This window comes from Sphingomonas morindae (assembly GCF_023822065.1).
GTDB classification, from domain to species: Bacteria; Pseudomonadota; Alphaproteobacteria; order Sphingomonadales; family Sphingomonadaceae; genus Solisphingomonas; species Solisphingomonas morindae.
Window position 1 is genome coordinate 975,787 of sequence record NZ_CP084930.1, and the last position, 24,468, is coordinate 1,000,254.

Genomic DNA, 24,468 nt, shown 5'->3' on the forward strand with positions numbered 1-24,468 from the left:
GGCGGCGCCGCCCCCTTCGCGCGGCGCCGTGCGTTCTTGATCCAGCTTAGGAGTGGCCGATGCTGGACAGGGACGATCTTCTGCGGCGGCAGCATGTGCTGGCCGAGTTCGGCGAGTTCGTGCTGCGGTGCGACGATCTGCAGACCGTGCTCACCGAAGCCTGCCGGCTGATCAGCGAGGCGCTGGGCACGGGGCTCGCCAAGGTGCTCGAGATCGAGCCCGGCGGCGAGACGGCGGTGGTGCGCGCCGGCGTCGGCTGGGCGGCGAACGTGGTCGGCACGATGCGGATCCCGCTGGACGAACAATCCTCCGAGACTTTCGCGATCGAGGCCGGCGCGCCGGTGATCGCGCGCGACGTGGAGACCGAGAGCCGCTTCTCGGTGCCCGATTTCATGCGCGCGCACGGCGTGGCGGCGCTGGTGAACGTGCCGATCCGCCTGCCCGGCGGCCGCGCCTTCGGGCTGTTGCAGGTGGATGCGCGCGAGCCCCGCCAGTTCGGCGCGGAGGATATCGAGTTTTTGCGCACCTATGCGATGGTGCTGGGCCCGGTGATCGACCGGCTGCACAAGATGCGCGACCTCGAAGACACGATGAAGCGCTACCGGATGATCGTGGAACATGCGCGCGACTACGCGATCTTCCTGAGCGACCCCGAGGATCGCATCACCGATTGGCTGCCCGGCGCCGAGGCCGTGTTCGGCTGGACCGAGGCGGAGGCGCGCGGCCGCAGCGCCGAGATCCTGTTCCTGCCCGAGGATCGCGCCGCCGGCGTGCCGCGCCAGGAGATCGCGCGCGCGCTGCGCGACGGCACCGCGCCCGACATTCGCTGGCATCTGCGCAAGAATGGCGAGCGCGTGTTCATCGACGGGCGCACCATCGCCGTGCGCGACGGCGCGCGGCTGACCGGCTTCATGAAGATCGGCCAGGACATGACCGAGCGGCGCCGGTCCGAGGACGCGCTGCGCACCAACGAGGCGCGGCTGCGGCTGGCGCTGGAGACGGCGCGGCTGGGCGCGTGGGACTGGGACATGGTGGGCAACCACATCGAATGGTCCGACGAGCATTTCCGGCTCCAGGGCTATAGCGTGGGCGGGGTGACGCCGAGCTTCGAGGCCTGGGCCGAGCGCATCCACCCCGAGGATCGCGCCGAGGCCGAGCGGGCGCTGCTCCGCGCGCGCGACGAGCGCATCCCCTATGTGGCCGAGTTCCGCACGGTGCATCCCGATGGCACGACGCTGTGGTGCTCGGCCTCGGGCCGCTTCTTCTACGACGAGCAGGGCCGGCCGATCCGCATGATCGGGGCGATGCAGGACATCACCGAGCGCCGCCAATGGGCGGACCGCCAGCAGGTGCTGGTCGGCGAATTGCAGCACCGCACGCGCAACCTGATGAGCGTGGTGCGCAGCATCGCCGAGAAGACGGTGCGGGCGAGCACCGGGCTGGAGGATTTCCGCGACCGCTTCCGCGACCGGCTCGACGCGCTGGCGCGGGTGCAGCAGCTGCTCTCGCGCTTGCAGGAGGGCGAGCGGGTGCGGTTCGACGAGCTGATCCGCCACGAGCTGGACGCGATGCAGGGGATCGGCACGATCAGCCTGGACGGGCCCTCGGGCGTGCGGCTGCGCTCCTCAACGGTGCAGATGCTCGCGATGGGGCTGCACGAACTCGCCACCAACGCGATGAAATATGGCGCGCTGGGCCAGGCGGGCGCGCGGCTGAGCGTGACCTGGCGCTACGAGCCCGACGGCGAGGGCGGCGAGCCCTGGCTGCACATCCGGTGGCGCGAGGAGGGGGTCGCCATGCCCGCCGCCGATGCGCCGGCCGCCGGCACCGGCCAGGGCCGCGAGCTGATCGAGCGCGCGCTGCCCTATCAACTCGGCGCTCAGACTCGATACAGGTTAGAGAAGGACGGGCTCGACTGCTGCATCGCCTTGCCGGTGTCGCGAACGAAAGGCTGATCGACCATGACCGGCGCGCCCCTGCGCGGCTGCCGCCTGCTGGTGGTGGAGGACGAATATTTCCTCGCCCAGGATCTGCGCGACCATCTCACGGCGGCGGGGGCGACGGTGATCGGGCCGGTGGGGCTGATCGACGAGGCGGTGGCGCTGATCGTCGCCACCGACGCGATCGACGGCGCCATTTTGGACGTGAACCTGCAGGGCGAACCCGCCTTCCCCGCCGCCGATCTGCTGACCGCGCGGGGCGTGCCGATCCTCTTCACCACGGGCTATGACGGCGACGCCATGCCCGAGCGCTACCGCCATATGCCGCGCTGCGAGAAGCCCGTGCCGGCGGCGACGGTGATCCGCGCGATTGGCGCGGCGGTGCGCGGCGGGCGCTGAGACGGGCGGGCGCGCGGGCTCAGCCGGTATGGGCGCGCGCCGCCGCGACGGCCGCCTTCAGCCCCGCATAGCCGACCGCGCCCGGCAGGATCTGATCGCCGACGACGAAGGTGGGCGTGCCGGAAAAGCGCATCGCGCGCACCGCCGCCATGGTGGCCTCCACCTCGCGCGCGATGTCCGGCGCATCGGCGGCGGCGGGCGCGATGCCGGCGGCGCGGGTGGCGGCGGCGAGCGTCGCCGTATCGAGCGGGCCGGCGGCGTAGAGCGCATGGTGGAACGCGGCGAAACGGCCCGCCTTGGCGGCGGCGAGGCTGAGCCGGGCGGCGCTGTCCGACAGTTCGGACAGGACCGGCATCTCCTTGAAGACGACGCGCAGATTCTTGTCCTCGGCGACGAGGCGATCGACATCGCCGACCGCCGCGCGGCAATAGCCGCAGGCATAATCGTAGAATTCGGCCAGCGTGACATCGCCCTTGGGATTGCCCGCGACCGCGCCCGGAAAGGGCGTGAACAGGGCGGCGCGGTTGGCGGCGACGAGCGCGGCATTCTGCTGCGCCTGGAGCCGCTCCATCGCTTCGGGCAGCACCTCGGGATGGGCGAGCAGATAGGCGCGGACGCCGGCGCCCTGATCGCTTGGCGGACGCAGCGCCAGCATCGCGCCGGCGCCGGCCAGGCCGCCGATCAGCGCCGCCGCCGCTGCCATCGCCATGCCGCTTTTCACTTGCGCCGTTCCTTCCAGTCCAGATTGTTGCGCGAGGCGAGCGCGATGTCCTCGGCGCGGAGATAATCGACCGTGCCGACCTTGAAGCCCTTCATCGCGCGTTCGGCATTGAGGCCGGCGAGGCGATCGTCGCCCTCCATATGGTAGCGTTCGGCGGTGGCGAGCGCGGCATGCGCCTCGTCGCCGCGGCTGGCATAGACGGTGCCCAGCGCATACCAGGCGAGCGGATCCTCGCGATCGCGCGCCACCGACAGGCGCAGCACGCGCTCGGCCTCGGCATAGTTGGCGGGATCCTCGGTGGCGAGCAGCGCATGGCCGAGCATGGCCGAGATGAGCGGCGCATTGTCCGATCCGGCGACCGCCTTGCGCAGCGGCGGCAGCGCCTCCTTGGGGTGGCCGTTCTCGAGCAGCATCTGGCCGGCCAGCTCGTTGAAATAGGGATCGCCCGGCGCGGCGGTGAGCAGCGCGCTCGCCTCGCGCATGGCCTGATCGGGATAGGCGGCGCGGTGCCAGGCGAAGGCGCGCGCATAGTGGCCGTAGATCGACGAGTCGCTCGTCGGATAGCGTTTGAGCGCCTGATCGGGATCAAGCACATAGCCGGCCAGCTTGGCCTTGACCCGCAGGAAGCGGACCTGCTTGGCGGGATCGATCGGCGTGTTCCACCAGGGCGAGGCGGACAGATCATGCTCCAGCACCGCCTGGCGATCCGCCGACATGGGGTGGGTCTGCATGAAGGGATCGGCCGAGGCATAGCTGGAGGACAGCCGATATTCCTCGGCGCGCAGCTTGTCGAAGAAGCTGATCATGCCCTTGCCGCTCAGATGCGCGTCGTTGAGGTGGCGCACCGCCGAGGCATCGGCCGCGCCTTCCTGCGCGCGGCTGAAGGCGAGATAATTGCCCAGCGCCATCTGCTGGCCCGCGCCGAGCGCCGCCATGCCCGCCTGGGGCGCGCCGGCGACGGCGGCGGCGACTCCGAGCAGCAGCGAGAGCAAGGCGATGCGGGTGGCCGGCTTGGCATGCTCGCTGCCGAGCGGGGCATGGCCGCCCTCGATATGGCCAAGCTCGTGCGCGATCACGCCTTCCAGCTCATTGGCATTGTCGGCGGCGAGGATGGTGCCCGAATTGATGTAGATGACCTGGCCGCCCGCGACGAAGGCGTTGATCTCCGGATCGCGGACCAGCACCACTTTGAGCGCGCCCGGTGCGAGGCCGGCCGTCTTCGCGAGCGGGCTGGCGATGCTGTCGAGGAAGCGCTCGGTCTCGGTATCGCGGAGAATCTCGGGCGCGTCCTGCGCCAGGACGGGCCGCGCGCCGAGCAGGAGCGCGAGCAGCAGCATGAGGACAGCGCGAACCCGCCGGAACATGGCCCTGCCTCGCATCGCGCCGCTGAACCTCAAGTGAAAGGCTGCCGGCGCGCACCCGGACAGGGCGCGCGCCGGCGATTTCGGATCAGGCGCCGAAGGTGCGCTGCCACCAGCCGCGACGCGGCGCGGACTCGGCGGCCGGCGCGGGCTCCTCCCCGGCGTCGGGGGCGGGCGCGGCGGGCTCGACCTCGGCCGGCGCGGCCTCGACCGGAGCGGCCTCCGTCTCGACCGCCTTCTTGCGCGGCGCGCGCTTGCGCTTGGGCGCGGGCGCGGCCTCCTCGGTGGCGGCCGGCGCGGCCTCGACCGGGGCGGCCTCCGCCTCGACCGCCTTCTTGCGCGGAGCGCGTTTGCGCTTGGGCGCGGGCGCGGCCTCCTCGGTCACGACCGGCGCGGCCTCGACCGCGACCGGCTCGGGCGCGGCGGGCGCCTCGGCGACAGGCTCGGCCGCGGCGGCCGTGGCGGCCTCGGCACGCGCCCGGGGACGACGCCGGGTCTTGGGCTTGGCAGGCGCCTCCGGTGCCACCGCCGCCGGCGCGACCGGGGCCGCTTCGGGCGCGGCATCGACCTCGGCCTCCGCCGCCGGCGCGGCGTCGCCCGGCGTCTCGGGATCGGTCGCGGCCGGGCCGACATCGCCGGCATCGACGATCAGCGCCTCGCCCGCTTCCCGACGACGGCCACCGCGACGGCCGCGACGGCGACGACGGCCACCCTCGCGCCCCTCGCCCGCCGGGCTTTCGCCCGCCTCGACCGGCTCGGCGCCGGCGGCCTCATCCTCGGCGTCCAGATCGGCGTCGGCTTCGGTCGCGGGCGCGGTCTCCTCGCCCTCCTCCTCGGCGCCATCGGCCAGGGTCTCGCCCTGATCCTCCTGGTCGCGGCGACCGCCGCGCCGGCGGCGACGGCGCTTGCGGCGGCCATTGCGCTCGCCCTCGCCGCGCTCGCCCTCCTCGGCGGCGCCGGAGGCGGCGGCCTCGGCCTCCTCCTCCTCCTCGTCCTCATCCTCCTCCTCGGGAAGATCGCTGTCATCCTCGGGAACAACGGGCGGCGGCAGCTTGGGGGCGTGGGCCGGCGGCGGGCCGGACACCTCGATGCTCATCCGCGCGCCATCATCCTGGCCGTCGAGCAGCACCTCGATGCGGACGCCGTAGCGATCCTCGATATCCGCGATCTCGGCGCGCTTGCGGTTGAGCACATAGATGGCGGCCTCGCGGCTGGCGCGCAGGCAGAGCAGCGAACCGCGTCCGCGCGCCGCCGTCTCCTCGAGCAGACGCAGCGCCGACAGGCCCGCCGACGAGGCGGTACGGACAAAGCCGGTGCCCTCGCAATGCGGGCAGATGCGGGTGGAGGCCTCGAGCACGCCGGTGCGCAGCCGCTGGCGGCTCATCTCGAGCAGGCCGAAGGAGGAGATGCGCCCCACCTGGATGCGGGCGCGATCATTTTTGAGCGCCTCCTTCATCGCCTTCTCGACCTTACGGATATTGGATCCGTTCTCCATGTCGATGAAGTCGATGACGACGAGGCCGGCCATGTCGCGCAGGCGCAGCTGACGCGCGATCTCGTGCGCCGCCTCGAGATTGGTGGCGGTCGCCGTCTGCTCGATATTATGCTCGCGGGTGGAGCGGCCCGAGTTGATATCGATCGAGACGAGCGCCTCGGTCGGGTTGATGACGATATAGCCGCCCGATTTGAGCTGCACGACGGGATTATACATGGCGGAGAGCTGATCCTCCGCGCCGAAGCGCTGGAACAGCGGCACCGCATCCGAATAGGGCCGCACCTTGCGCGCATGGGCGGGCATGAGCAGCTTCATATAATCGCGCGCGGCGTGGTAGCCGGACTCGCCCTCGATCAGCACCTCGTCGATGTCGCGCGTATAGATATCGCGAATCGCGCGCTTGATGAGGTTGGAATCCTCGTAGATCAGCGCAGGCGCGGTGGAGGAGAGCGTGTTCTCGCGGATCTCGTCCCACAGCCGGGCGAGATAATCGAAATCGCGCTTGATCTCGGTCTTGGTGCGGCTGAGGCCGGCGGTGCGGACGATGCAGCCCATGGTGCGGGGCAGCTTCAGCTCCGCCATGATCGACTTGAGCCGCTTGCGATCGGCCGCGTTGGAGATCTTGCGGCTGATGCCGCCGCCGTGCGACGTGTTGGGCATCAGCACGCAATAGCGGCCGGCCAGGCTGAGATAGGTGGTGAGCGCCGCGCCCTTGTTGCCGCGCTCTTCCTTGACGACCTGGACGAGCAGCACCTGGCGGCGATGGATGACATCCTGGATCTTGTAGCGGCGGCGCAGCGCCTGGCGGCGGCGGCGCAGCGCCTCGACCTGATCGCCCTCGCCATGGTTGGACGAAGGCTTGGGCTTGGGCGCGCCCTCGCCATCCTCGTCGGTGGCGGCGTCCTCGGCGAAATCCTCGTCCTCGTCCTCGCCGGGATCCTCGATCTCGTCCTCGTCATCCTCGGCGACGCGCAGCGCCTCCTCCGCCTCTTCGCGGAGCAGGGCCTCGCGATCCTCCTTGGGGATCTGGTAATAATCCGGATGGATTTCCGAGAAGGCGAGGAAGCCGTGGCGGTTGCCGCCGAATTCGACAAAGGCGGCCTGGAGCGACGGCTCCACCCGCGTCACCTTGGCGAGATAGATATTGCCCTTGAGCTGCCTGCGTTCGGCGGATTCGAAATCGAATTCTTCGATGCGGTTACCGGACAGGACGGCGACCCGGGTTTCCTCCGGGTGGCGCGCGTCGATGAGCATGCGCTGAGTCATTGATGGGTCTCCGCGCGCCGGCGGCTTCAAGAGCTCGCGGGCGCGCATGGTCAAAAGGCCGGCGCGCGCGACACGGGCGCACGCTTGCGGCGGGATCGGAAAAAGCGGCTTCGGCCGTCCAGGGGCGCTGCCCGCCACGCGCGCCGCGCGCCCGGGGCGTGCGGTCTGCTGGGACGGGGCGATGCGGCATTCTGGACGTCAACCTGGTTTGCGCCGGCGGACGCCGGCCTCGCGATCGGCGGGCCAACGACGGAAAGCGGCTGGCGGATCGACCGATGCGATCCTACCCTGCTAGCATCGGTGCGGCGGAGGAGCAAGCCGGCCAAAGGCGAAGTGTCACCCGATGGTTAACGCGCCGCGCACTTTTAGTCGGCGAGCAGCGGGCGGCCGGTGGCGCGATCGATCACCACCGGATCGAAGGCGACGCCATCGGCGCCGGCGAGCACGATCATCGGCGTGTCATCGCCGAAGCGCCGCGCCCAGGCGCCGAGCGCGATCAGGATCGGGATCAGCGCCTGCCCCTTCTCGGTGAGGCGGAATTCATCGCGCGGCGGCCGCTCGGAATAGCGGTGGCGGGCGAGCAGCCCATCCTCCACCAGCCCCGCCAGCCGGCGCGTGAGGATATTGGGGGCGATGCCGAGCGCGCGGCGCAGCCCATCGAACCGGAATTCGCCGCGCGCCACCTCGCGCAGGATCAGCAGCCGCCAGGCATCGCCCATCCAGGCGGCGGCGCAGGCGATCGGGCAGGCAGGTTCGGCAGGCGCGTCCATCGAGTCCATTGCAATTTGAAAGTTACGTCACTATCATTCCGCTACCAACTCAATGTGGTCGGTTTCAGGAGAATTGCAATGCAGGAAGCCAAGGGAACGGCGCTGGTCACGGGCGCCTCGGCGGGAATCGGCGCCGTCTATGCGGAGCGGCTGGCGCGGCGCGGCCATGACGTGATCCTCGCCGCCCGCGACACCGCGCGGCTGACCGCGCTGGCCGAGCGGCTGCGGACCACGCATGGCGTCGGCGCCGAAATCGTCACCGCCGATCTCACCCGGGACGCCGATGTCGCGGCGCTGGAGGCGCGGCTGGCGCAGGACCCGGCGATCACGCTGCTGGTCAACAATGCCGGCATCACGCTCAAGGGCGGCCTGCTCGACAATGACGCCGAAGCCATCACGCGGCTGATCGCGCTCAACGTGACCGCGCCGACCCGGCTGGCGACGGCGGCCGCGCGCGCCTTCTCGGCGCGCAAGGCGGGGGCGATCGTCAATATCGCGTCGGTGCTGGCGGTGGCGCCCGAACTGTTCGAAGGCGCCTATTCCGGCACCAAGGCCTATCTGCTCAACCTCTCGCTCGCGCTCGCGGCGCAGCTGGCGGAGAGCGGCGTGCGCGTGCAGGCGGTGCTGCCGGGCGCGACGCGCACCGAGATTTGGGAGAAATCGGGGGCCTCGGCGGATGCGCTGCCGCCCGAATGGGTAATGGAGGCCGATGTGCTGGTGGATGCCGCGCTGCTCGGGCTCGATCGCGGCGAGGTGGTGACGATCCCGCCGCTGGCCGACGAGGGCCTGTGGCAGGCCTATGACGGCGCGCGGCGCGCGCTGGCGCCGCATCTTTCGCGCCGCGAGGTCGCGCCGCGCTACCGCAGCTGAGCCGGGCCGGCCGTGCGCGCGGATCAGGCGCGCACGGCCGCGACCATATAGTTGAGGCGCATATCGTCCGAGAGGACAAAGCCCCGGCTGGGCGAGAGGCTGAGCCCGCGCCGCGCCACAGGCGTCAGGCCGGCGGCGCGGAGATGCGCCTCCAGCTCCTCCGGGGTCAGGAACTTCGCCCAATCATGCGTGCCGCGCGGGATGATCGACAGGCCCTCGGCGAGCGTAATCAGCGCGAGCCGCGACCGCGCGGTGCGGTTGGGCGTGGAGAGGATGAGCAGCCCGCCCTCCGCCAGCGCGCCCGCCAGCCCGGCGACGAAGGCGGCGGGATCGGCGACATGCTCGATCACCTCGAGGCTGCAGACGAGATCGAAGCGGGCGCCCGCCAGCGCCTCCACGCTGCCGGCGCGATAGCGGATCGCCAGCCCCTGCCCCTCGGCATGGGCGCGCGCGGCGGCGATATTCTCCGGCGCGGCATCGAGGCCGGTGACGCTGGCGCCGAGCCGGGCGAGCGGTTCCGCCAGCAGGCCGGCGCCGCAGCCGAGATCGAGCGCGCTCCGCCCGGCGAGCGGGTGGCGGGCGCGCGGATCGAGGCCGAAATGCCGGTCCGCCATCTCGCGGATGAAGCGCAGCCGCGCCGGATTGAGCCGGTGGAGCATCGCCGAGGAGCCTTTGGGATCCCACCATTCCGCCGCCATCGCGCCGAAATGCCGGGCCTCGCGCGGATCGATGGTGGTGGCCGGCACAGGGTGAAGTGCAGTTGCATCGCTCATCCCTTACCCCTAACAGGACGCCCGCTTCTTTCCCACGCGCTTTCCGAACGGCGCAACAATCGAGCGAAGATATGGCCCGTATCGTTATGAAATTCGGCGGAACGTCGATGGCGGGCATCGAACGTATCCGGCTGGTGGCGCGCCAGGTGAAGCGCGAATGGCAGGCCGGGCACCAGGTGGCGGTGGTGGTATCGGCGATGTCGGGCGAGACCGACCGGCTCGTCAATTTCTGCCGCGAGGCCTCGCCGCTGTACGATGCGCGCGAATATGACGTGGTGGTCGCCTCGGGCGAGCAGGTGACGACGGGGCTGCTCGCGATCGCGCTGCAGGCGATCGGCGTGCCCGCGCGCTCCTGGCTCGGCTGGCAGCTGCCGATCCGCACCAGCGAGGCGCACGCCGCCGCGCGCATCATCGACATCGACACCGCCGCCATGGACGAAAGCCTGGCGCGGGGCGAGGTGGCGGTGATCCCGGGCTTTCAGGGCCAGGGCGCGGACGGCCGCATCACCACGCTGGGACGCGGCGGCTCCGACACCTCGGCGGTGGCGGTGGCGGCGGCGATGAAGGCGGACCGCTGCGACATCTACACCGATGTCGACGGCGTCTACACCACCGACCCGCGGATCGTGCCGCGCGCCCGCAAGATCCCGCGCATCACCTATGAGGAGATGCTGGAACTCGCCAGCGTGGGCGCCAAGGTGTTGCAGACCCGCTCGGTGGGACTGGCGATGAAGGAGCGCGTGCGCGTGCAGGTGCTCTCCTCCTTCGGCGACCCGGACCTGCCCCCCACCCCCGGCACGCTCGTCGTCGGAGAGGACGAGATCGGAGACGAAAACGTGGAAAGCCAGCTCATCACCGGCATCGCCTATGACCGCAACGAGGCCAAGATCACGCTGACCGCCGTGCCCGACCGGCCCGGCGCGGTGGCGACCATCTTCGCGCCGCTTTCGGAGGCGAACATCAATGTCGATATGATCGTGCAGAATGTAGCGCACGGCACCGGATCGACCGACGTCACCTTCACCGTGCCCGGCGCCGAGCTGGCGCGCTCGATCGACGTGCTGGAAAAGGCGCAGGCGACGATCGGCTATGCGGCGCTGGTGCCCAATACCGAGGTGTGCAAGATCTCGGTGGTGGGCGTGGGGATGCGCAGCCATGCCGGCGTCGCCGCCACCATGTTCGAGGCGCTGGCCGCGCGCGGCATCAACATCCTCGCCATCACCACCTCGGAGATCAAGGTCTCGGTGCTGATCCACGAGGATTATACCGAGCTTGCGGTGCGCGTGCTGCACACCGCCTACGGCCTCGACGCCGAGGACGCGGCATGAGCAGCGGCAGCGACCGGCTCGCCGCGCTGATGGCGCGGGGGACGGCCTTTCTCGGCTGCGACGTGGCGATCATGGCGGGTGCCATGTCGTGGATCTCGGAGCGGCATCTCGTCTCGGCCATGTCCAATGCGGGCGGCTTCGGCGTGATCGCCTGCGGCGCGATGACCCCGGCGCTGCTCGACGCCGAGATCGCCGCCACGCAGGCGCTGACGCGCCGGCCCTTCGGCGTCAACCTCATCACCATGCATCCCGACCTGACCGCGCTGATCGATGTCTGCGCGGCGCGCGGGGTCGGCCATGTCGTGCTGGCGGGCGGACTGCCGCCGGCGGGCTCGATCGAGCGGATCAAGGCCTCGGGCGCCAAGCTCATCTGCTTCGCCCCGGCGCTGGCGCTCGCCAAGAAGCTGATCCGCTCGGGCGTGGACGCGCTGGTGATCGAGGGGATGGAGGCGGGCGGCCATATCGGGCCGGTCTCCACCAGCGTGCTCGCGCAGGAGATGCTGCCGCATATCGCCGAGGCGGTGCCGGTGTTCGTCGCCGGCGGGATCGGCCGGGGCGAGGCGATCGCCGCCTATCTGGAAATGGGCGCGGCCGGCGTGCAGCTCGGGACGCGCTTCGTGTGCGCCACCGAATGCGTGGCCCATCCCCATTTCAAGAAGGCCTTCATCCGCGCCTCGGCGCGCGACGCCGTGGCGAGCGTGCAGATCGATCCGCGGCTGCCCGTGATTCCGGTGCGCGCGCTGCGCAATGCCGGCGGCGACCTGTTCACCGCCAAGCAGCGCGAGGTGGCGCAGGCGCTGGACGAGGGCCGTGTCGCCATGGCCGAGGCGCAGCTCCAGATCGAGCATTATTGGGCGGGTGCGCTGCGCCGCGCGGTGATCGAAGGCGATATCGAGCATGGCTCGCTGATGGCCGGCCAGTCGGTCGGGATGGTGACGCGCGAGGAGCCGCTGGCGGACATCCTCGCCCAGCTCACGGCCGAGGCGGGCGAAGCGCTGGCGCGCCGCGCCGCCTGATCGCGACGCGCGGACGAAGGCCGGCGCGGCTTAGCCTTTCGTCCAGCCGCGTACCGCCCGCGCGCAGGCTCCAACCAATTCGTTAACCTTATTTGGGCAAGGCTCGGCGCGTCCTTGAGGAGGCGAGTGGTGTTCGGCGCCTTGATCTATCTGGCCAGCCATCACGACCTGCGGCTGCTGGCGCTGGCCGGCCTTGTCTGCGCGGCGTCGACCTCCACCGCCGTGCTGTTGCTGCGGCGGCTGCGCGCCGATCCGGGACAGGCGCCGCGCCTCTGGCTCGCCGCCGCCGGGATCGTGACCGGCGCCGGTATCTGGGCGACGCATTTCATCGCCATGCTGGGCTTCGATGCCGGCGTGACGATGGGCTATGATCCGGTCCGCACGCTCGCCTCGCTGCTGATCGCGGCAGGCTTCACCACCGGCGCCTTCGCGCTGACGGTGCGCGACGCGGTGCCGGGCGGCCGCTGGGCGCGGGGCGCGCTGTTCGGCCTGGGCGTGGCGGCGATGCATTATACGGGCATGGCGGCGATGACGGGCAGCGCGACGATGCGCTGGTTCCCGCCGCTGATCCTGCTCTCGCTGGCCTTCGCCATCCTGCCCGCCATATCCGCGCTCAACCTGATCGCCGCGCGGCGCGACCGCGGCTCGGCCACGCTCGCCAGCCTCTTGCTGACCCTCGCGATCCTGCTGCTGCATCTCACCGGCATGGCGGCGATGCGGATGATGCCGATGGCCAGCGCCGCGCCGGCGGCCGGCGCCCTGCCCACCCCGCTCTTCGCCGGCCTGGTGGCGGCGATATCGATGGGGCTGATCGCCATCGCGCTCGCGGCCAATCGCTGGAGCCTGAGGCGGCGCCAGGCGCATCAGAGCACCACCGACGCCGCCTGGGCGGCGCTGTGCCGCTCAAACCTTGTCGCCGAATTCGGGCTGGACGGCCGCATCCGCTGGGCGAACGAAGCCTTTCTCGCGACGATGGGCTATACGCTCGACGAGCTGGCGGGGGAGAGCCACCGCCTCCTCTGCCCGCCCGACTTGCCCGCCACCCCGGACTATCAGGCCATGTGGCGCAGCCTGGGCCAGGGCGCCTTCGCGTCCGGCGAGTATCGGCGCATCGCCAAGGACGGGCGCACCGTCTGGCTCCAGGCCACCTATAATCCCGTGCTCAACGATCGCGGCCAGCCCGACCGCATCCTCAAGATCGCCTCCGACGTCACCGCCGCCAAAATGGCCGCCGCCGATTCCGCCGCGCGGCTGAAGGCGCTGGATCTTTCGCAGGCGGTGATCGAGTTCACCCCCGATGGCGTGATCGTGGCGGCCAATGACGGCTTTCTGCGGCTGATGGGCTATGCGCGCGAGCAGCTGATCGGCCAGCATCACCGCCTCTTCTGCACGGCGGAGGACGCCGCCTCGGAAAGCTATGCCGCCTTTTGGCGCAAGCTCGGCCAGGGCCGGTACGATCAGGGCACCTACAAGCGGGTGGCGCGCGACGGCCGCGAGGTCTGGCTGAACGCCAGCTACAATCCCGTGCTCGACCCGGACGGGCGGCCGGTGCGGATCGTCAAGTTCGCCAGCGACGACACCGAGGCGCGGCTGCGCAGCGCCGAGCGCCAGGCCATGGCCATCGCCATGCGTCGCTCGCAGGCGGTGGTCGAGTTCGATCTCGACGGCACCATCCTGGACGCCAACGACAAGTTCCTCGACTGCCTCGGCTATGCCCGGCACGAGGTGATCGGCCGCAAGCACAGCCTGTTCGTGCCGGACGCCGAGGCGCGCGGCCCCGCCTATGCCGCGCTCTGGGCCAAGCTTGCCCGGGGCGATTATGACGCCGGCATCTACAAGCGGCGCGCGCGCGACGGCCGCGACGTGTGGCTGCAGGCCAGCTACAATCCGATTCTCGATCCCGAAGGCCGGCCGATCAAGATCGTCAAATTCGCCACCGACATCACCGAGGCCAAGCTGCGCAGCGCCGAGCGCGAGGCGATCGCGGCGGCGATGGACCGTTCGCAGGCGGTGATCGAGTTCGCGCTCGACGGCACCATCCTGCACGCCAACGCCAATGCGCTGGAGGCCTTCGGCTATAGCGCGACGGATCTGGCCGGCCAGCCCCATCGGCTGCTCTGCCCCGCCGGGCAGGACCGTACCGACGACTATCGCCGCTTCTGGGACCGGCTCGCGGGGGGCGGGTTCGACAGCGGCGTCTACAAGCGCCGCGCGCGGAACGGCGCCGATCTGTGGCTGCGCGCCACCTATAATCCGATCCTCGATCCCGAGGGCCGCACCCTCAAGATCGTGCTGTTCGCGATGAACATCACCGAAGCGCGCGAACGGCACGCGGATCATGAGGGCCGGGTCAACGCGATCGCCCGCGCGCAGGCGGTTGTGGAATTCGCGCTGGATGGCACCATCCTGGACGCCAACGACAATTTCCAGGCCGCCTTCGGCTATGACCGGGCCGACCTGATCGGCCGCCACCATCGCATGCTGTGCGACGAGACGATCGCCGGCGCGGCCGACTATGCCGCCTTCTGGGAGCGGCTGGCGCAGGGCGAGTTCAGCAGCGGGCGGTTCCGCCGGCGCGGCCGCGACGGCGGCGAGATCTGGATCCAGGCGACCTATAGCCCGATCCTCGACGCCGATGGCCGGCCGCGCAAGATCGTGAAGATCGCCAGCGACATCACGCGGCAGGTGCGGCTGGAGCAGGAGGTGCAGGCGGCGCTCGCCGAAAGCCGCCGCTTCCAGGCGGCGCTGGAGACGCAGCGCGACCAGCTGGGCCGCACCATGACCGAGATCACCCATATCGTCGGCTCGATCGGCGCGATCGCCTCGCAGACCAATTTGCTCGCGGTCAACGCCACGATCGAGGCGGCGCGCGCCGGCGAGGCGGGGCGCGGCTTCGCCGTGGTGGCGAGCGAGGTGAAGAAGCTGGCGCACAACACCAAGGCCGCCACCGAGCGCGCGCAGGACATGATCGTCCGCCATTCGGACATCGGCCAGTCGGCGCGCGGGCAGACGCTGGCGGCGTGAGGCGCCGGGCCCGGCCCGTCCTCAGCCCCGCCCCTCGCGCCGGCCGTGATAGAGATGGGTGGCGGCGGCGGCCGCGACGATCGGCACGAGCAGATTGACGAAGGGCACCAGGAACAGCGCCGCCGCCGCCACCCCCAGCGCGGTGCGCGCGCCCCGGCTGGCCTGGAGCGCGGGGCGGAGCGCCGGGCCGCGGACGTGGCGCAGCGCCACCATCTCGCCGAGATCGGTTCCGAGCGCGAGCCCGTTGACCAGCACGAAGAGCAGCGCCGGGCCGATGCCGGTGACGAGCAGCACCAGATAGAAGGGCAAGGCGACCAGATTATAGACGAGCAGCCGCGCCGAGGAGCGCAGCCCCAAGGCCAAGGCGCGGGCCGGACCGAGCGGTCGCGCGGTGGCGCGGGCGGCGGGATAGTGGCGCGCCTCCACCGCCGCCACCACCGCGTCCATGAAGCCCGACAGCACGCCGATCGCCACCGCCGGAAAGAGCAGCCACAGGCCCAGGAGCGTCGCGAGCAGCGCGGACAGGCCCGAGGCGGTGGCATCGAGCGGGCAGCCGTCCAGCCCGATCAGCCCGCAGGGATCGCTCCCCGAAAGCGCCCAGCCGATCGCCAGCCCGGCGGCGGCGAACAGCGCGAGCGTGAGGAGCAGCGAGCGCATCAGGATGCGCAGCAGGGCGGGATCGGCGAGCTGGCCGACAGCGAGGGCGAGGGCGCGCAGCATGCCGGCCCCAGCGCGCCGCCGCCCGGCGCGGTTCCCGCATCCGGCGGCGGAACAGAAGACGGGATGAGCCTTTGTTGCGGCGCGAGGCTTTGAAAGGACTGCTGATCATGGAAGCGCCGCGCGTGCCGCCCGCGCCACCCTGCCTGCTCGTGCTGTTCGGGGCGACGGGCGATCTCACCCGGCGCCTGCTGATGCCGGCGCTGATCAACATGACCCGCGCCGGGCTGCTGGACGAGAAGTTCCGCATCCTCGGCATCGGCATCGAGCCGGGCGACGACGCCATGCTGCGCGAGCGGCTGGCGAGCTTCCATCCCGAAAAGGGGGGCGAGGGCGATACCGAGCGCGGCGCCGCCTGGACGCAGCTGTCCGAGCGCATCCACTATGTGCAGGGCGATTTCACCCAGGACGCGATCTACGAGCGGGTGAAGCAGGAGGTGGGCGACGGCAACGCCGCCTTCTATCTGGCCACACCCCCGGCGCTGTTCGCGCCGATCGCCGCCAAGCTCGGCGCCCATGGCCTGACCGACGAGGCCAAAGGCTTCCGCCGCATCGCCATCGAGAAGCCGTTCGGCCATGATCTGCAATCGGCGCGCGCGCTCAACGCCGCGCTGCTGGAGAGCGCCGCCGAGAGCCAGATCTACCGGATCGACCATTTCCTCGGCAAGGAAACCGTCCAGAACATCATGACGGCGCGCTTCGCCAACATGATGATCGAGGGGCTGTGGAGCAGCGACAAGATCGATCATGTCCAGATCACCGCCGCCGAGACGGTGGGGATCGGCACGCGCGGCGCCTTTTACGATGTCACCGGCGCGCTGCGCGACATGGTGCCCAACCACCTCTTCCAGCTGCTCGCCATGATCGCGATGGAGCCGCCGACCAGCTTCGACGCGGAATCGATCCGCACGGAAAAGGGCAAGGTGCTGAAGGCGATCCGCCACTACAGCGTGGAGGAGGCGCGCGACAATGGCGTGCGCGGCCAGTTCACCGCCGGCACCGCCGAGGGCGCCGCCGTGCCCGCCTATACCGAAACGCCCCATGTCGCGGCCGACAGCCGCACCGAGACCTATGTCGCGCTCAAGCTGCTGGTGGATACGTGGCGCTGGGCGGGCGTGCCCTTCTATCTGCGCACGGGCAAGCTGCTCGCCGCGCGCGACACCGAGATCGTCGTCACCTTCAAGCCGGTGCCCTTCGCGCAATTCGCCTCCATCCCCGCCGAGCATCGGCCGCCGCCCAACCGGCTGGTGATCCAGGTCCAGCCCAATGAGGGCCTGTCGATGCAGATCTCGATCAAGCGGCCCGGGCTGGTGGTGGAGGCGGTGCCGGTGGCGCTGGATTTCCGCTACGCCGCCATGTTCGATATCTCGGGCCTGACCGGCTATGAGACGCTGCTCTACGATCTGTTCGTGGGCGACCAGACGCTGTTCCAGCGCGCCGACGGGATCGAGGCCGGCTGGGCGGCGGTGCAGCCCTTTCTCGACGCCTGGGCCGACGCCCCCGCCCCCGATCCCTACGCGCCCGGCAGCAGCGGGCCCGAGGCGGCGGACGCGCTGCTCGCGCGCGACGGTCGCCAATGGTGCCCGGTCGGCGCGGCGCGCTGCCCGTGAGCCGGGCGATCGAGGATTATGCGCTGATCGGCTCGACCCACAGCGCGGCGCTGGTGCATCGCGACGGCACCATCGCCTGGCTGTGCCTGCCACGCTTCGACAGCGAGGCGATCTTCGCCAGCCTGCTCGGCACCGAGGCGCATGGCGGCTGGACGATGCACGCGCGCGGCGAGGCCGAGCGGACGCGGCGCTATCTGCCCGACACGATGATCCTCGAGACGACCATCGCCACCCCCACGGGCACGGCGGTGGTGCTCGATTTCATGCCGCCCCCCGCCAGCGACGAGGTGCATGAGCTGATCCGCATCGTGCGCGGCGTGGAAGGCGAGGTGGCGCTCGCCACCGAGCTGCGGCTGCGCTTCAACTATGGCCGCGACATTCCCTGGGTGCATCGCAAGGAAGGCGCCACCCTCGCCGTGGCGGGGCCCGACGCCGTCCGCATCTCCAGCAGCATCGAGCTGGAGAACGAGGATTTCGCCACAAGGGCGGAGTTCACCTGCCACGCCGGCCAGGCGATCGCCTTCACGCTGGAATGGTATCCCTCGCATCGCGAGCCGCCGCTCCCGCGCGACGCCTTCGCGCTGCTCGAGCATAGCCGCTGCTTCTGGCAGAACTGGATCGCCGCCTATTCGGCCGACGGCCCCTATGCCGATATGGTCGAACGCTCGCTGCTGACGCTCAAGGCGATGACCTATAGCCCCACCGGCGGCATCGTCGCGGCCCCCACCACGTCGCTGCCCGAGGCGCCCGGCGGGGTGCGCAACTGGGATTATCGCTTCTGCTGGCTGCGCGATGCGGTGGCGACCATCTATGCGCTCGGCGCCTCGGGCTTTCTGGAGGAAGCGGGGGCGTGGCGCTGGTGGCTGATGCGCGCCGTGGCGGGCGCGCCCGACGAATTGCAGATCATGTACGGGTTGCGCGGCGAACGCCGGCTGACCGAGATCGAGCTGGACCATCTTCCCGGCTTCGCCGACAGCCGCCCGGTGCGGATCGGCAACGCCGCGTCCGAACAGATCCAGCTCGATGTCTATGGCGCGGTGCTGGCGGCCTTCGATGCCGCGCGGCGCAGCGGCATTCCCGATATGGACGCGGTGTGGCCGGTGCAATGCGCGATCGCCCATCATCTCCTCGCCATCTGGGACCAGCCCGATAGCGGCCTGTGGGAGATGCGCGGGCCCAAGCGCCAGTTCGTCCACTCCAAGATGATGTGCTGGCTCGCCTTCGACCGGATGATCGCGAGCGCCGAGGATTTCGGCCTGTCGGGCGATCTCGACACCTGGCGCGCCGCGCGCGACGCCATCCACGCCCAGGTCTGCGCGCAGGGCTTCGACGCGGAGAGCAACAGCTTCGTCCAATATTACGGCGCCAAGGGCGTCGACGCGGCGCTGCTGCAGATGCCGATCATGGGCTTCCTGCCGCCCGAGGATCCGCGCGTGCGCGGCACCATCGCCCGGATCGAGCGCGAATTGCTGCACAATGGCGTGGTCTATCGCTACCGCACCGATGACGGGGCGGATGGCCTGCCGGGCGAGGAAGGCGCCTTTCTCGCATGCAGCTTCTGGCTGGCGGAGGCCTATGCGCTGTGCGGCCGGCTGGACGACGCCAAGGCGCTGTTCGCGCATCTGTGCGGCTTCGCCAATGATCTGGGCCTGCTGGCCGAGGAATATGACCCGGTGAACCAGCGCCAGCTCGGCAATTTCCCGCAGGCCTTCAGCCATTTCGCGCTGGTCAACGCGGCCCATACCCTCGCCGGCGCGACCGGCGGCATGGCGCAGAGCCTGGCCGGTCGCCACGGCCGGCGGCTGAAGGAGACCGACGCCGCCGCCTGAGCGCGGCGCCGCGCGGGGTCGCGAGGGCGGAAACGGCCGCTCGCCGCTTTGCGGGGGAACACGGTGTTCTGGGGGGAGAGCCGAACGGCTCGCTTCGGCAAGACAGGTATTTCCCAAGATTAGTCCTCGAGCATGAGGAAGCGGGACTTGTCGCGCTGAACTTATCCCTCTTTCGGCAAGTCACAGTGTCCGCCTGGGCGTCGGCGACTGGGGCGGCGGCGGCCCGTGCGCTCTATGCGTTTCCGCCCTAGAGCCGGCGCGCCGAGGCGCAGGCGGCGAGGCCGATTGCGCCCAGCGTCAGCATAAGCCCCGGTTGGCCGAGCCGGGGCAGCACCGCCACCGACACCAGCGTGACCAGCACCATCGCCAGCGCGTTGGCGACATTGTTAGCGGCGACATCGCGCGCGCGGGCGGCGGCGGCGCCAGCGGTTTGCAGCGTGGCGTAGAGCGGCACGATATAGACCCCGCCCGCCACCGCCAGCAGCAGCAGCAGCCCCGCCACCAGCGCGCCGCCCGGCGTCGCCACGAAGCTCAAGGCGTCGAGCGGCGCGGCGGCGGGCGGATGGCGCGTGGCGAGGCCGAGCCCGGCGGTGAGCAGCGCCAGCGCGAGCGCCGCCGGCGCCGCCGCGCGGGTGCGCACCGCCCCGCCCATCCAGCGGCTGACGCCGAGCGCGCCGAGCGCCACGCCGATCGAGAAGAGCGCGAAGAACAAGATCGCGACGCCCGGGCGTCCGCCGAGCCGCGCCGCCAGGGGGGGAAATTGCTGCGTGAGCGCGGCGCCCAGCGCGAAGAACCAGCTGATGCCGAGCACCGCGTGGCGCAGCCGCGGCGTCGCCAGCGCGTGGCGCAGGATGCGCGCCGTGCCGCGCGCCAGGTTGCGATCGGGCGGCGGCGCGGCCCCGGGCGGCGGCGCGGGCGGGATGCGCCGCGCCGCCATCAGCCCGACGAGCGCGGTCGCCAGCAGCAGCGCCAGCGCCGCCTCGCGGTGCACCAGTCCGCCCAGCATCTGGCCGGCCAGGATCGCGAGGAAGGTGCCCGCCTCGACCAGCGCGGTGCCGCCGACCAGCTCGTCCGGCCGCAGATGCTGGGGCAGCAGCGCGTATTTGACCGGGCCGAACAGCGAGGAATGGGCGCCGAAGCCGAACAGGGTGAGGCAGAGCAGCGGCAGCGAGGCGCGGTACAGCGCCAGCCCGGCGAGCCCGACCAGCGCCAGCTCCGCCGCCTTCACCCAGCGCGCGATCCGCGCCTTGTCGTAGCGATCCGCCGTCTCGCCCGACAGGCTGGAGAAGAGCAGAAAGGGCAGGATGAACAGCCCGCCCGCCAGGCTGGCGACCAGCGCGGCGGCGGCGGGCCGGTCGCGCAGCACGCCATAGGTGACGAGGAACAGCATCGCCGAGCGGAAGAGATTGTCGTTGAAGGCGCCCAGCAACTGGGTGACGAAGAGCGGGCCGAAGCGGCGCCGGGCGAGCAGCGCGATCATCCGCCGCGCTCCTCGCCGAACAATTCGCGCTGGGCGCGCTCCAGCTCGTCGGCATAGCGTTTGCGGACATGCGCCTCGGTGATCAGCCCGAGCACGCCGCCATCGGACGTGACGACGGCCAGCTCGTCCACGCCCAGGCGATCGAACACCGCCATGCAGTCGGTGATGGTGCGATCGGCGGTGACGGTTTCGTCCGGCCGCCGCGCCAGGCTCTGGATCGGCGCGGCGGGATCGAGCCCGTCGGCATAGGCGGCGGCGGTGGTGACGATGCCGCGATACATGCCGTCGCCATCGGACAGAACCATGCGGCTGGTGGCGCCGAGCGGCACCTGCCGGCGGAATTCGGCGATGCTGGTGGCGGCCGGCACCGCCGCCGGCGCCTTGCGCATCATCCGCCCGGCGGTAAGCTGCCGCACCCAGCCGATATCGCGCGCCGAGCGGACCACCTCGCCGCGCAGATGCAGGCGCCAGGTCGAGAAGCTGTAGCCGAACAGCTCGCGCACCAGCGCGCTGGCGACGAGCGACGCCGTCAGCACCACGCCGGTGAGCGCGAAATCCCGCGTCGCCTCGAGCACCAGAAAGGCCATGGTGAGCGGACCGCCGACAATCGTGACGGCCAGCGCGGCCATGCCGACCAGCGCCGCATCCTGCGTCCAGAGATGCTGGCCGGGCAGCCAGAGATTGACGCAGGCGGCATAGACGCGGCCGATCAGCACGCCGAGGAAGAGCGAGGCGAAGAACAGGCCGCCGCGAAAGCCGAAACCGAGCGAGATGGTGGAGGCGGCGAGCTTGGCGAGCAAGGTGGTGACGAGAAAGGCGAGGCCGACATCGCCCGCGATGGTGAGCCCGAGCGCGCCATGGCCGGCGCTGAGCGCCTGGGGCGAGGCCCAGGCGATCGGCATCAGCAGCGCGCCGCCCAGCGCCGGGCGCAGCGCCACGGGCAGCTTCAGCCGGCGCACGCCGGCCTCCACCAGCCCGACCGCGCGCATCAAGGCGATGCCGATCACGGCGCAGACCAGCGCCACCCCCATGAAGGCGACATAATCGAGATTGCGGGTCACCCCCGCGACATCGGCGGTGAGCAGATAGGGCTCCGCGCCGAGCGCCTTGGCCATGCCGACCCCGGCGATGCAGGCGGCGGCGACCGGCGCCACCGCGGCGGGCGTATAGGCGCCGATCACGATCTCGAAGGCATAGAAGGCGCCCGTCAGCGGCGCGCCGAAGGCGGCGCCGATCGCCGCGCCGGTGCCCGCCCCCACCAGCACGCGCAGATCGGCGCGGCGCAGCGCCAGCCAGCGTCCGGCGAGCGAGGCGAGGCCGCCGCCGATCTGCGCATAGGCCGCCTCCAGCCCCACTGACGCGCCGCAGCCATTGGAGACGAAGGTCTGCCCCGTCACGCTCAGCGTGTCGCGCAGCGGGATGGCGCCGCCATGCAGCGCGTTCGCCTCCACCACGTCGATCGCGGTGCGGCGGCGGCCGAGCGCGATGCGGATCAGGCCGAGCAGCGCGCCGCCGGCGGGCAGCGCCAGCAGGCTGAGCGGCGGCACATGGCCCATCTCGCTCAGCCGCGCATGGCCGGGCAGATGATAGAGGGCGCGCTGCACATCATGGGCGGCGAAGCCGAGCAGGATGGCGAGCGCGCCCGCGCCCGCGCCGGTGCAGGCGGCAAAGGCGATGAACACCGCCTCGCTTCGCCGCAGCTGGCCGCGCAGCGCGACAAGGTGGCGCAGCATGGTGTGCCCGGTCACGCCGCTCCCTTCCGCTCCGCGCCTGCGCGCCCTCCTAGGCGCTTTCGCGCGCCTCGGCCAGCAGCGCCGCAAGCCTCGGATCGCGCGCGACAAACAGATCGAGCAGGCCAAGCGCGGCAAGCGCCGGCACGGCGGCGCGCATGGCCGCCTCGCGCGCGGCGCGCGTCTCTGGCGGGCCATCCGCCTCCAGCCAGGCGCGCGCATTGGCGAGAAAGGCGGCGACGGTGCCCTTGCGCAGCAGGCGTCCGTCGCGCTCGATATGGTCCGCGCCGTCGGCGAGAATGTCTTCGGGTCGCACGCTTTCGGTCATGGTCGCATCTCCTCTTTCCCTCCTTGTAGCGGCGGCGCGGCGCCGCTCTCCCGGATCATGCGCCAAACGGCGGCCCACCCGCCGCGAGGTCAGGGTCAGGCCCGGCGGATGAGGAAGATGGCGTGAGCCGCGAGGAGGTTGGCGGCGGTGGCGCCGGTCCGGCGCTCGCCGCTCAGAAACCATTCGCGCTCGCGCACGATCGCGCGGTCGCGGAGGAAGGCGCGGAAATCGTCGATGGTGAGGTGATGGATGTTGGGCGTGTCGTACCAGGCCTCGGGCAGGCTACGCGTCACCGGCATGCGGCCGCCGAACAGCAGCGACAGGCGCACCCGCCAATGCGCGAAATTGGGGAAGGAGACAAAGACGTGCCGGCCGATGCGGAGCAGCTGCTCGAGCACCCGCTCGGGCGCGCGGCTGGTCTGCAACGTCTGGCTCAGAATGGCATAGTCGAAGCCGGCGTCGGGATAGCCGGCGAGATCAATATCGGCGTCGCCCTGCACCACCGACAGGCCGCGCGCCATCGCCGCCGCGACATTGCCGGCATCGATCTCGATGCCGCGCGCATCCACCTGCCGCGCGTCGCGCAGCGCCGCCATCAGCGCGCCATCGCCGCAGCCGATATCGAGCACGCGCGCGCCCGGCTCGACATGATCGGCGATGATCGCGAGATCGGGCCGCAGGCTCACAGCCCGCCCGCGCGCAGAAACCCGTCCACGAGCCGATTCAGCTCGGGCACGTCGAGCAGAAAGGCATCATGGCCGAAGGGCGAACGCAACTCGACAAAGCTGGCGGCGGCGCCGGCGGCGTTGAGCGCCTGCACGATCGCGCGCGATTCGCTGGTCGGGTACAACCAGTCGGTATCGAAGGAGACGAGGCAGAAGCGCGTGGACGAGCGGCGGAAGGCATTGGCCAGCCAGCCGCCATGCTCCTCGGCCAGATCGAAATAATCCATGGCGCGGGTGATGTAGAGGTAGGAATTGGCGTCGAACCGGTCGACAAAGCTGATGCCCTGGTGGCGCAGATAGCTCTCCACCTGGAAATCCGCGTCGAAGCCGAAGCCCTTGGTATCGCGCGCCTGGAGCCGCCGGCCGAATTTGGCGGTGAGCCCCGCCTCGGACAGATAGGTGATGTGCGCCGCCATGCGCGCCACCGCCAGCCCGGCGGCGGGCGGATCGGCGCTGGCATAATAGTCGCCGCCGCGCCATTTGGGATCGGCCATGATCGCCTGGCGCCCGACTTCGTGAAAGGCGATATTCTGCGCCGAATGACGCGCCGCCGAGGCGATCACCACCGCCGCGCGCACGCGATCGGGATAGGTGGCGGCCCATTCCAGCACCTGCATCCCGCCCATCGACCCGCCGACCACCGCCGCGATCGTGCCGATGCCGAGATGATCCGCCAGCCGCGCCTGGGCGCGGACCATGTCGCGGATGGTGATGACGGGAAAGCGCATCGCGAAGGGCGCGCCATCGGGCGCCGCCTCGCCCGGCCCCGAACTGCCCATGCACGAGCCCAGCACATTGGCGCAGACGATGAAGTGCCGCGCGGGATCGATCGGCCGCCCTTCCCCGACCAGCCGGCTCCACCAGCCGGGCTTGCCGGTGCGCGGATGGACGCTGGCGACATGCTGATCCCCCGTCAGCGCGTGGCAGATCCACACCACATTGTCGCGCGCGGGGGCGAGGCGGCCATAGGTTTCGTAGGCGATCGTCACCGGGGCGAGCTGCTGCCCGCCATCCAGCGCCAGCGGCGCCGCCAGCGTGACGCGGCGCTGCGGGCCGAAGCGGCGATCCTCGGCGGCGCTCGCCACG

19 protein-coding genes are annotated in these 24,468 nt (G+C 71.0%); 8 read left to right on the top strand and 11 right to left on the bottom strand.

From position 1 onward, the window contains the following. The first annotated feature begins 59 nt into the window (after window positions 1-59). Together LHA26_RS04850 and LHA26_RS04855 are read left to right on the top strand one after the other, a co-directional pair. Complete coding sequence (locus LHA26_RS04850; protein ID WP_252167605.1) at window positions 60-1,955, top strand: PAS domain S-box protein; 1,896 nt, start codon at window positions 60-62, stop codon at window positions 1,953-1,955. 6 nt (window positions 1,956-1,961) lie between these two features. Next, on the top strand, window positions 1,962-2,339 hold the full coding sequence (locus LHA26_RS04855) for a response regulator (protein WP_252167606.1): 378 nt from the start codon (window positions 1,962-1,964) through the stop codon (window positions 2,337-2,339). 19 nt (window positions 2,340-2,358) lie between these two features. On the opposite strand, the gene LHA26_RS04860 is transcribed toward LHA26_RS04855, so the two are convergent. The 4 genes from LHA26_RS04860 to LHA26_RS04875 all read right to left on the bottom strand — a co-directional run bounded on the left by LHA26_RS04860 (window position 2,359) and on the right by LHA26_RS04875 (window position 7,952). Then, window positions 2,359-3,048: a DsbA family protein gene (locus LHA26_RS04860; protein WP_252167607.1), complete on the bottom strand. Its 690-nt coding sequence runs from the start codon at window positions 3,046-3,048 to the stop codon at window positions 2,359-2,361. Window positions 3,049-3,056: 8 nt separating this feature from the next. Next, entirely contained in the window at window positions 3,057-4,424 is a 1,368-nt protein-coding gene (locus LHA26_RS04865; protein WP_252167608.1) for a M48 family metalloprotease, read from the bottom strand. Window positions 4,425-4,509: 85 nt separating this feature from the next. Further along, window positions 4,510-7,170: an Rne/Rng family ribonuclease gene (locus LHA26_RS04870; protein ID WP_302898038.1), complete on the bottom strand. Its 2,661-nt coding sequence runs from the start codon at window positions 7,168-7,170 to the stop codon at window positions 4,510-4,512. A 377-nt stretch (window positions 7,171-7,547) separates the two neighbouring features. Beyond that, window positions 7,548-7,952: a winged helix-turn-helix transcriptional regulator gene (locus LHA26_RS04875; RefSeq protein WP_252167610.1), complete on the bottom strand. Its 405-nt coding sequence runs from the start codon at window positions 7,950-7,952 to the stop codon at window positions 7,548-7,550. Between the two features lie 78 nt (window positions 7,953-8,030). On the opposite strand from LHA26_RS04875, the gene LHA26_RS04880 reads away from it, so the two are divergent. After that, on the top strand, window positions 8,031-8,822 hold the full coding sequence (locus LHA26_RS04880; RefSeq protein ID WP_252167611.1) for an SDR family NAD(P)-dependent oxidoreductase: 792 nt from the start codon (window positions 8,031-8,033) through the stop codon (window positions 8,820-8,822). A 23-nt stretch (window positions 8,823-8,845) separates the two neighbouring features. On the opposite strand, the gene ubiG is transcribed toward LHA26_RS04880, so the two are convergent. Then, window positions 8,846-9,595, bottom strand: a complete 750-nt coding sequence (gene ubiG, locus LHA26_RS04885) for a bifunctional 2-polyprenyl-6-hydroxyphenol methylase/3-demethylubiquinol 3-O-methyltransferase UbiG (protein ID WP_252167612.1) — start codon at window positions 9,593-9,595, stop codon at window positions 8,846-8,848. Window positions 9,596-9,666: 71 nt separating this feature from the next. Here ubiG and LHA26_RS04890 point away from each other — a divergent pair, with 71 nt between their 5' ends. The 3 genes from LHA26_RS04890 (at window position 9,667) to LHA26_RS20140 (ending at window position 14,963) form a co-directional block, all read left to right on the top strand. Continuing rightward, complete coding sequence (locus LHA26_RS04890; RefSeq protein ID WP_252167613.1) at window positions 9,667-10,923, top strand: aspartate kinase; 1,257 nt, start codon at window positions 9,667-9,669, stop codon at window positions 10,921-10,923. Beyond that, on the top strand, window positions 10,920-11,939 hold the full coding sequence (locus LHA26_RS04895; RefSeq protein ID WP_252167614.1) for an NAD(P)H-dependent flavin oxidoreductase: 1,020 nt from the start codon (window positions 10,920-10,922) through the stop codon (window positions 11,937-11,939). The genes LHA26_RS04890 and LHA26_RS04895 overlap by 4 nt, the downstream gene beginning before the upstream one ends. 129 nt (window positions 11,940-12,068) lie before the next feature. Beyond that, complete coding sequence (locus tag LHA26_RS20140; protein WP_367890736.1) at window positions 12,069-14,963, top strand: PAS domain S-box protein; 2,895 nt, start codon at window positions 12,069-12,071, stop codon at window positions 14,961-14,963. A gap of 21 nt (window positions 14,964-14,984) precedes the next feature. Here LHA26_RS20140 and LHA26_RS04910 read toward each other — a convergent pair whose 3' ends face one another. Continuing rightward, on the bottom strand, window positions 14,985-15,683 hold the full coding sequence (locus tag LHA26_RS04910) for an EI24 domain-containing protein (RefSeq protein WP_252167615.1): 699 nt from the start codon (window positions 15,681-15,683) through the stop codon (window positions 14,985-14,987). 107 nt (window positions 15,684-15,790) lie between these two features. Between LHA26_RS04910 and zwf the strand changes: the two genes are divergently transcribed. Then, on the top strand, window positions 15,791-17,290 hold the full coding sequence (gene zwf / locus LHA26_RS04915; protein ID WP_252167616.1) for a glucose-6-phosphate dehydrogenase: 1,500 nt from the start codon (window positions 15,791-15,793) through the stop codon (window positions 17,288-17,290). Continuing rightward, the gene (locus LHA26_RS04920; protein WP_252167617.1) at window positions 17,287-19,119 is read left to right on the top strand and encodes a glycoside hydrolase family 15 protein; all 1,833 of its coding nucleotides are present in this window, start codon (window positions 17,287-17,289) and stop codon (window positions 19,117-19,119) included. The genes zwf and LHA26_RS04920 overlap by 4 nt, the downstream gene beginning before the upstream one ends. Window positions 19,120-19,366: 247 nt before the next feature. On the opposite strand, the gene LHA26_RS04925 is transcribed toward LHA26_RS04920, so the two are convergent. From LHA26_RS04925 to metX, 5 genes are all read right to left on the bottom strand, one after another. After that, window positions 19,367-20,599: an MFS transporter gene (locus tag LHA26_RS04925; RefSeq protein ID WP_252167618.1), complete on the bottom strand. Its 1,233-nt coding sequence runs from the start codon at window positions 20,597-20,599 to the stop codon at window positions 19,367-19,369. Then, window positions 20,596-22,332, bottom strand: coding sequence for a chloride channel protein (locus LHA26_RS04930; RefSeq protein WP_252168297.1), 1,737 nt, complete (start codon window positions 22,330-22,332; stop codon window positions 20,596-20,598). The genes LHA26_RS04925 and LHA26_RS04930 overlap by 4 nt, the downstream gene beginning before the upstream one ends. 49 nt (window positions 22,333-22,381) lie before the next feature. Next, the gene (locus tag LHA26_RS04935; RefSeq protein ID WP_252167619.1) at window positions 22,382-22,657 is read right to left on the bottom strand and encodes a hypothetical protein; all 276 of its coding nucleotides are present in this window, start codon (window positions 22,655-22,657) and stop codon (window positions 22,382-22,384) included. Window positions 22,658-22,752: 95 nt separating this feature from the next. Further along, window positions 22,753-23,343: a methionine biosynthesis protein MetW gene (gene metW, locus LHA26_RS04940; RefSeq protein ID WP_252167620.1), complete on the bottom strand. Its 591-nt coding sequence runs from the start codon at window positions 23,341-23,343 to the stop codon at window positions 22,753-22,755. Continuing rightward, entirely contained in the window at window positions 23,340-24,467 is a 1,128-nt protein-coding gene (gene metX / locus LHA26_RS04945) for a homoserine O-acetyltransferase MetX (protein ID WP_252167621.1), read from the bottom strand. Before metX ends, metW begins: the two co-directional genes overlap by 4 nt. Between the last annotated feature and the right edge of the window lies 1 nt (window position 24,468).

Bases quoted from the DNA above. Each gene is read 5' to 3' on its own strand.
- LHA26_RS04895 (WP_252167614.1), top strand. From the start codon at position 10,920: ATGAGCAGCGGCAGCGACCGGCTCGCCGCGCTGATGGCGCGGGGGACG.
- LHA26_RS04875 (WP_252167610.1), bottom strand. From the start codon at position 7,952: ATGGACGCGCCTGCCGAACCTGCCTGCCCGATCGCCTGCGCCGCCGCC.
- LHA26_RS04925 (WP_252167618.1), bottom strand. From the start codon at position 20,599: ATGATCGCGCTGCTCGCCCGGCGCCGCTTCGGCCCGCTCTTCGTCACC.
- ubiG (WP_252167612.1), bottom strand. From the start codon at position 9,595: ATGAGCGATGCAACTGCACTTCACCCTGTGCCGGCCACCACCATCGAT.
- LHA26_RS04880 (WP_252167611.1), top strand. From the start codon at position 8,031: ATGCAGGAAGCCAAGGGAACGGCGCTGGTCACGGGCGCCTCGGCGGGA.
- LHA26_RS04850 (WP_252167605.1), top strand. From the start codon at position 60: ATGCTGGACAGGGACGATCTTCTGCGGCGGCAGCATGTGCTGGCCGAG.
- LHA26_RS04870 (WP_302898038.1), bottom strand. From the start codon at position 7,170: ATGCTCATCGACGCGCGCCACCCGGAGGAAACCCGGGTCGCCGTCCTG.
- LHA26_RS04860 (WP_252167607.1), bottom strand. From the start codon at position 3,048: ATGGCGATGGCAGCGGCGGCGGCGCTGATCGGCGGCCTGGCCGGCGCC.
- LHA26_RS04910 (WP_252167615.1), bottom strand. From the start codon at position 15,683: ATGCTGCGCGCCCTCGCCCTCGCTGTCGGCCAGCTCGCCGATCCCGCC.
- LHA26_RS04855 (WP_252167606.1), top strand. From the start codon at position 1,962: ATGACCGGCGCGCCCCTGCGCGGCTGCCGCCTGCTGGTGGTGGAGGAC.
- zwf (WP_252167616.1), top strand. From the start codon at position 15,791: ATGGAAGCGCCGCGCGTGCCGCCCGCGCCACCCTGCCTGCTCGTGCTG.
- LHA26_RS04935 (WP_252167619.1), bottom strand. From the start codon at position 22,657: ATGACCGAAAGCGTGCGACCCGAAGACATTCTCGCCGACGGCGCGGAC.
- LHA26_RS04865 (WP_252167608.1), bottom strand. From the start codon at position 4,424: ATGTTCCGGCGGGTTCGCGCTGTCCTCATGCTGCTGCTCGCGCTCCTG.
- LHA26_RS04890 (WP_252167613.1), top strand. From the start codon at position 9,667: ATGGCCCGTATCGTTATGAAATTCGGCGGAACGTCGATGGCGGGCATC.
- LHA26_RS04930 (WP_252168297.1), bottom strand. From the start codon at position 22,332: ATGCTGCGCCACCTTGTCGCGCTGCGCGGCCAGCTGCGGCGAAGCGAG.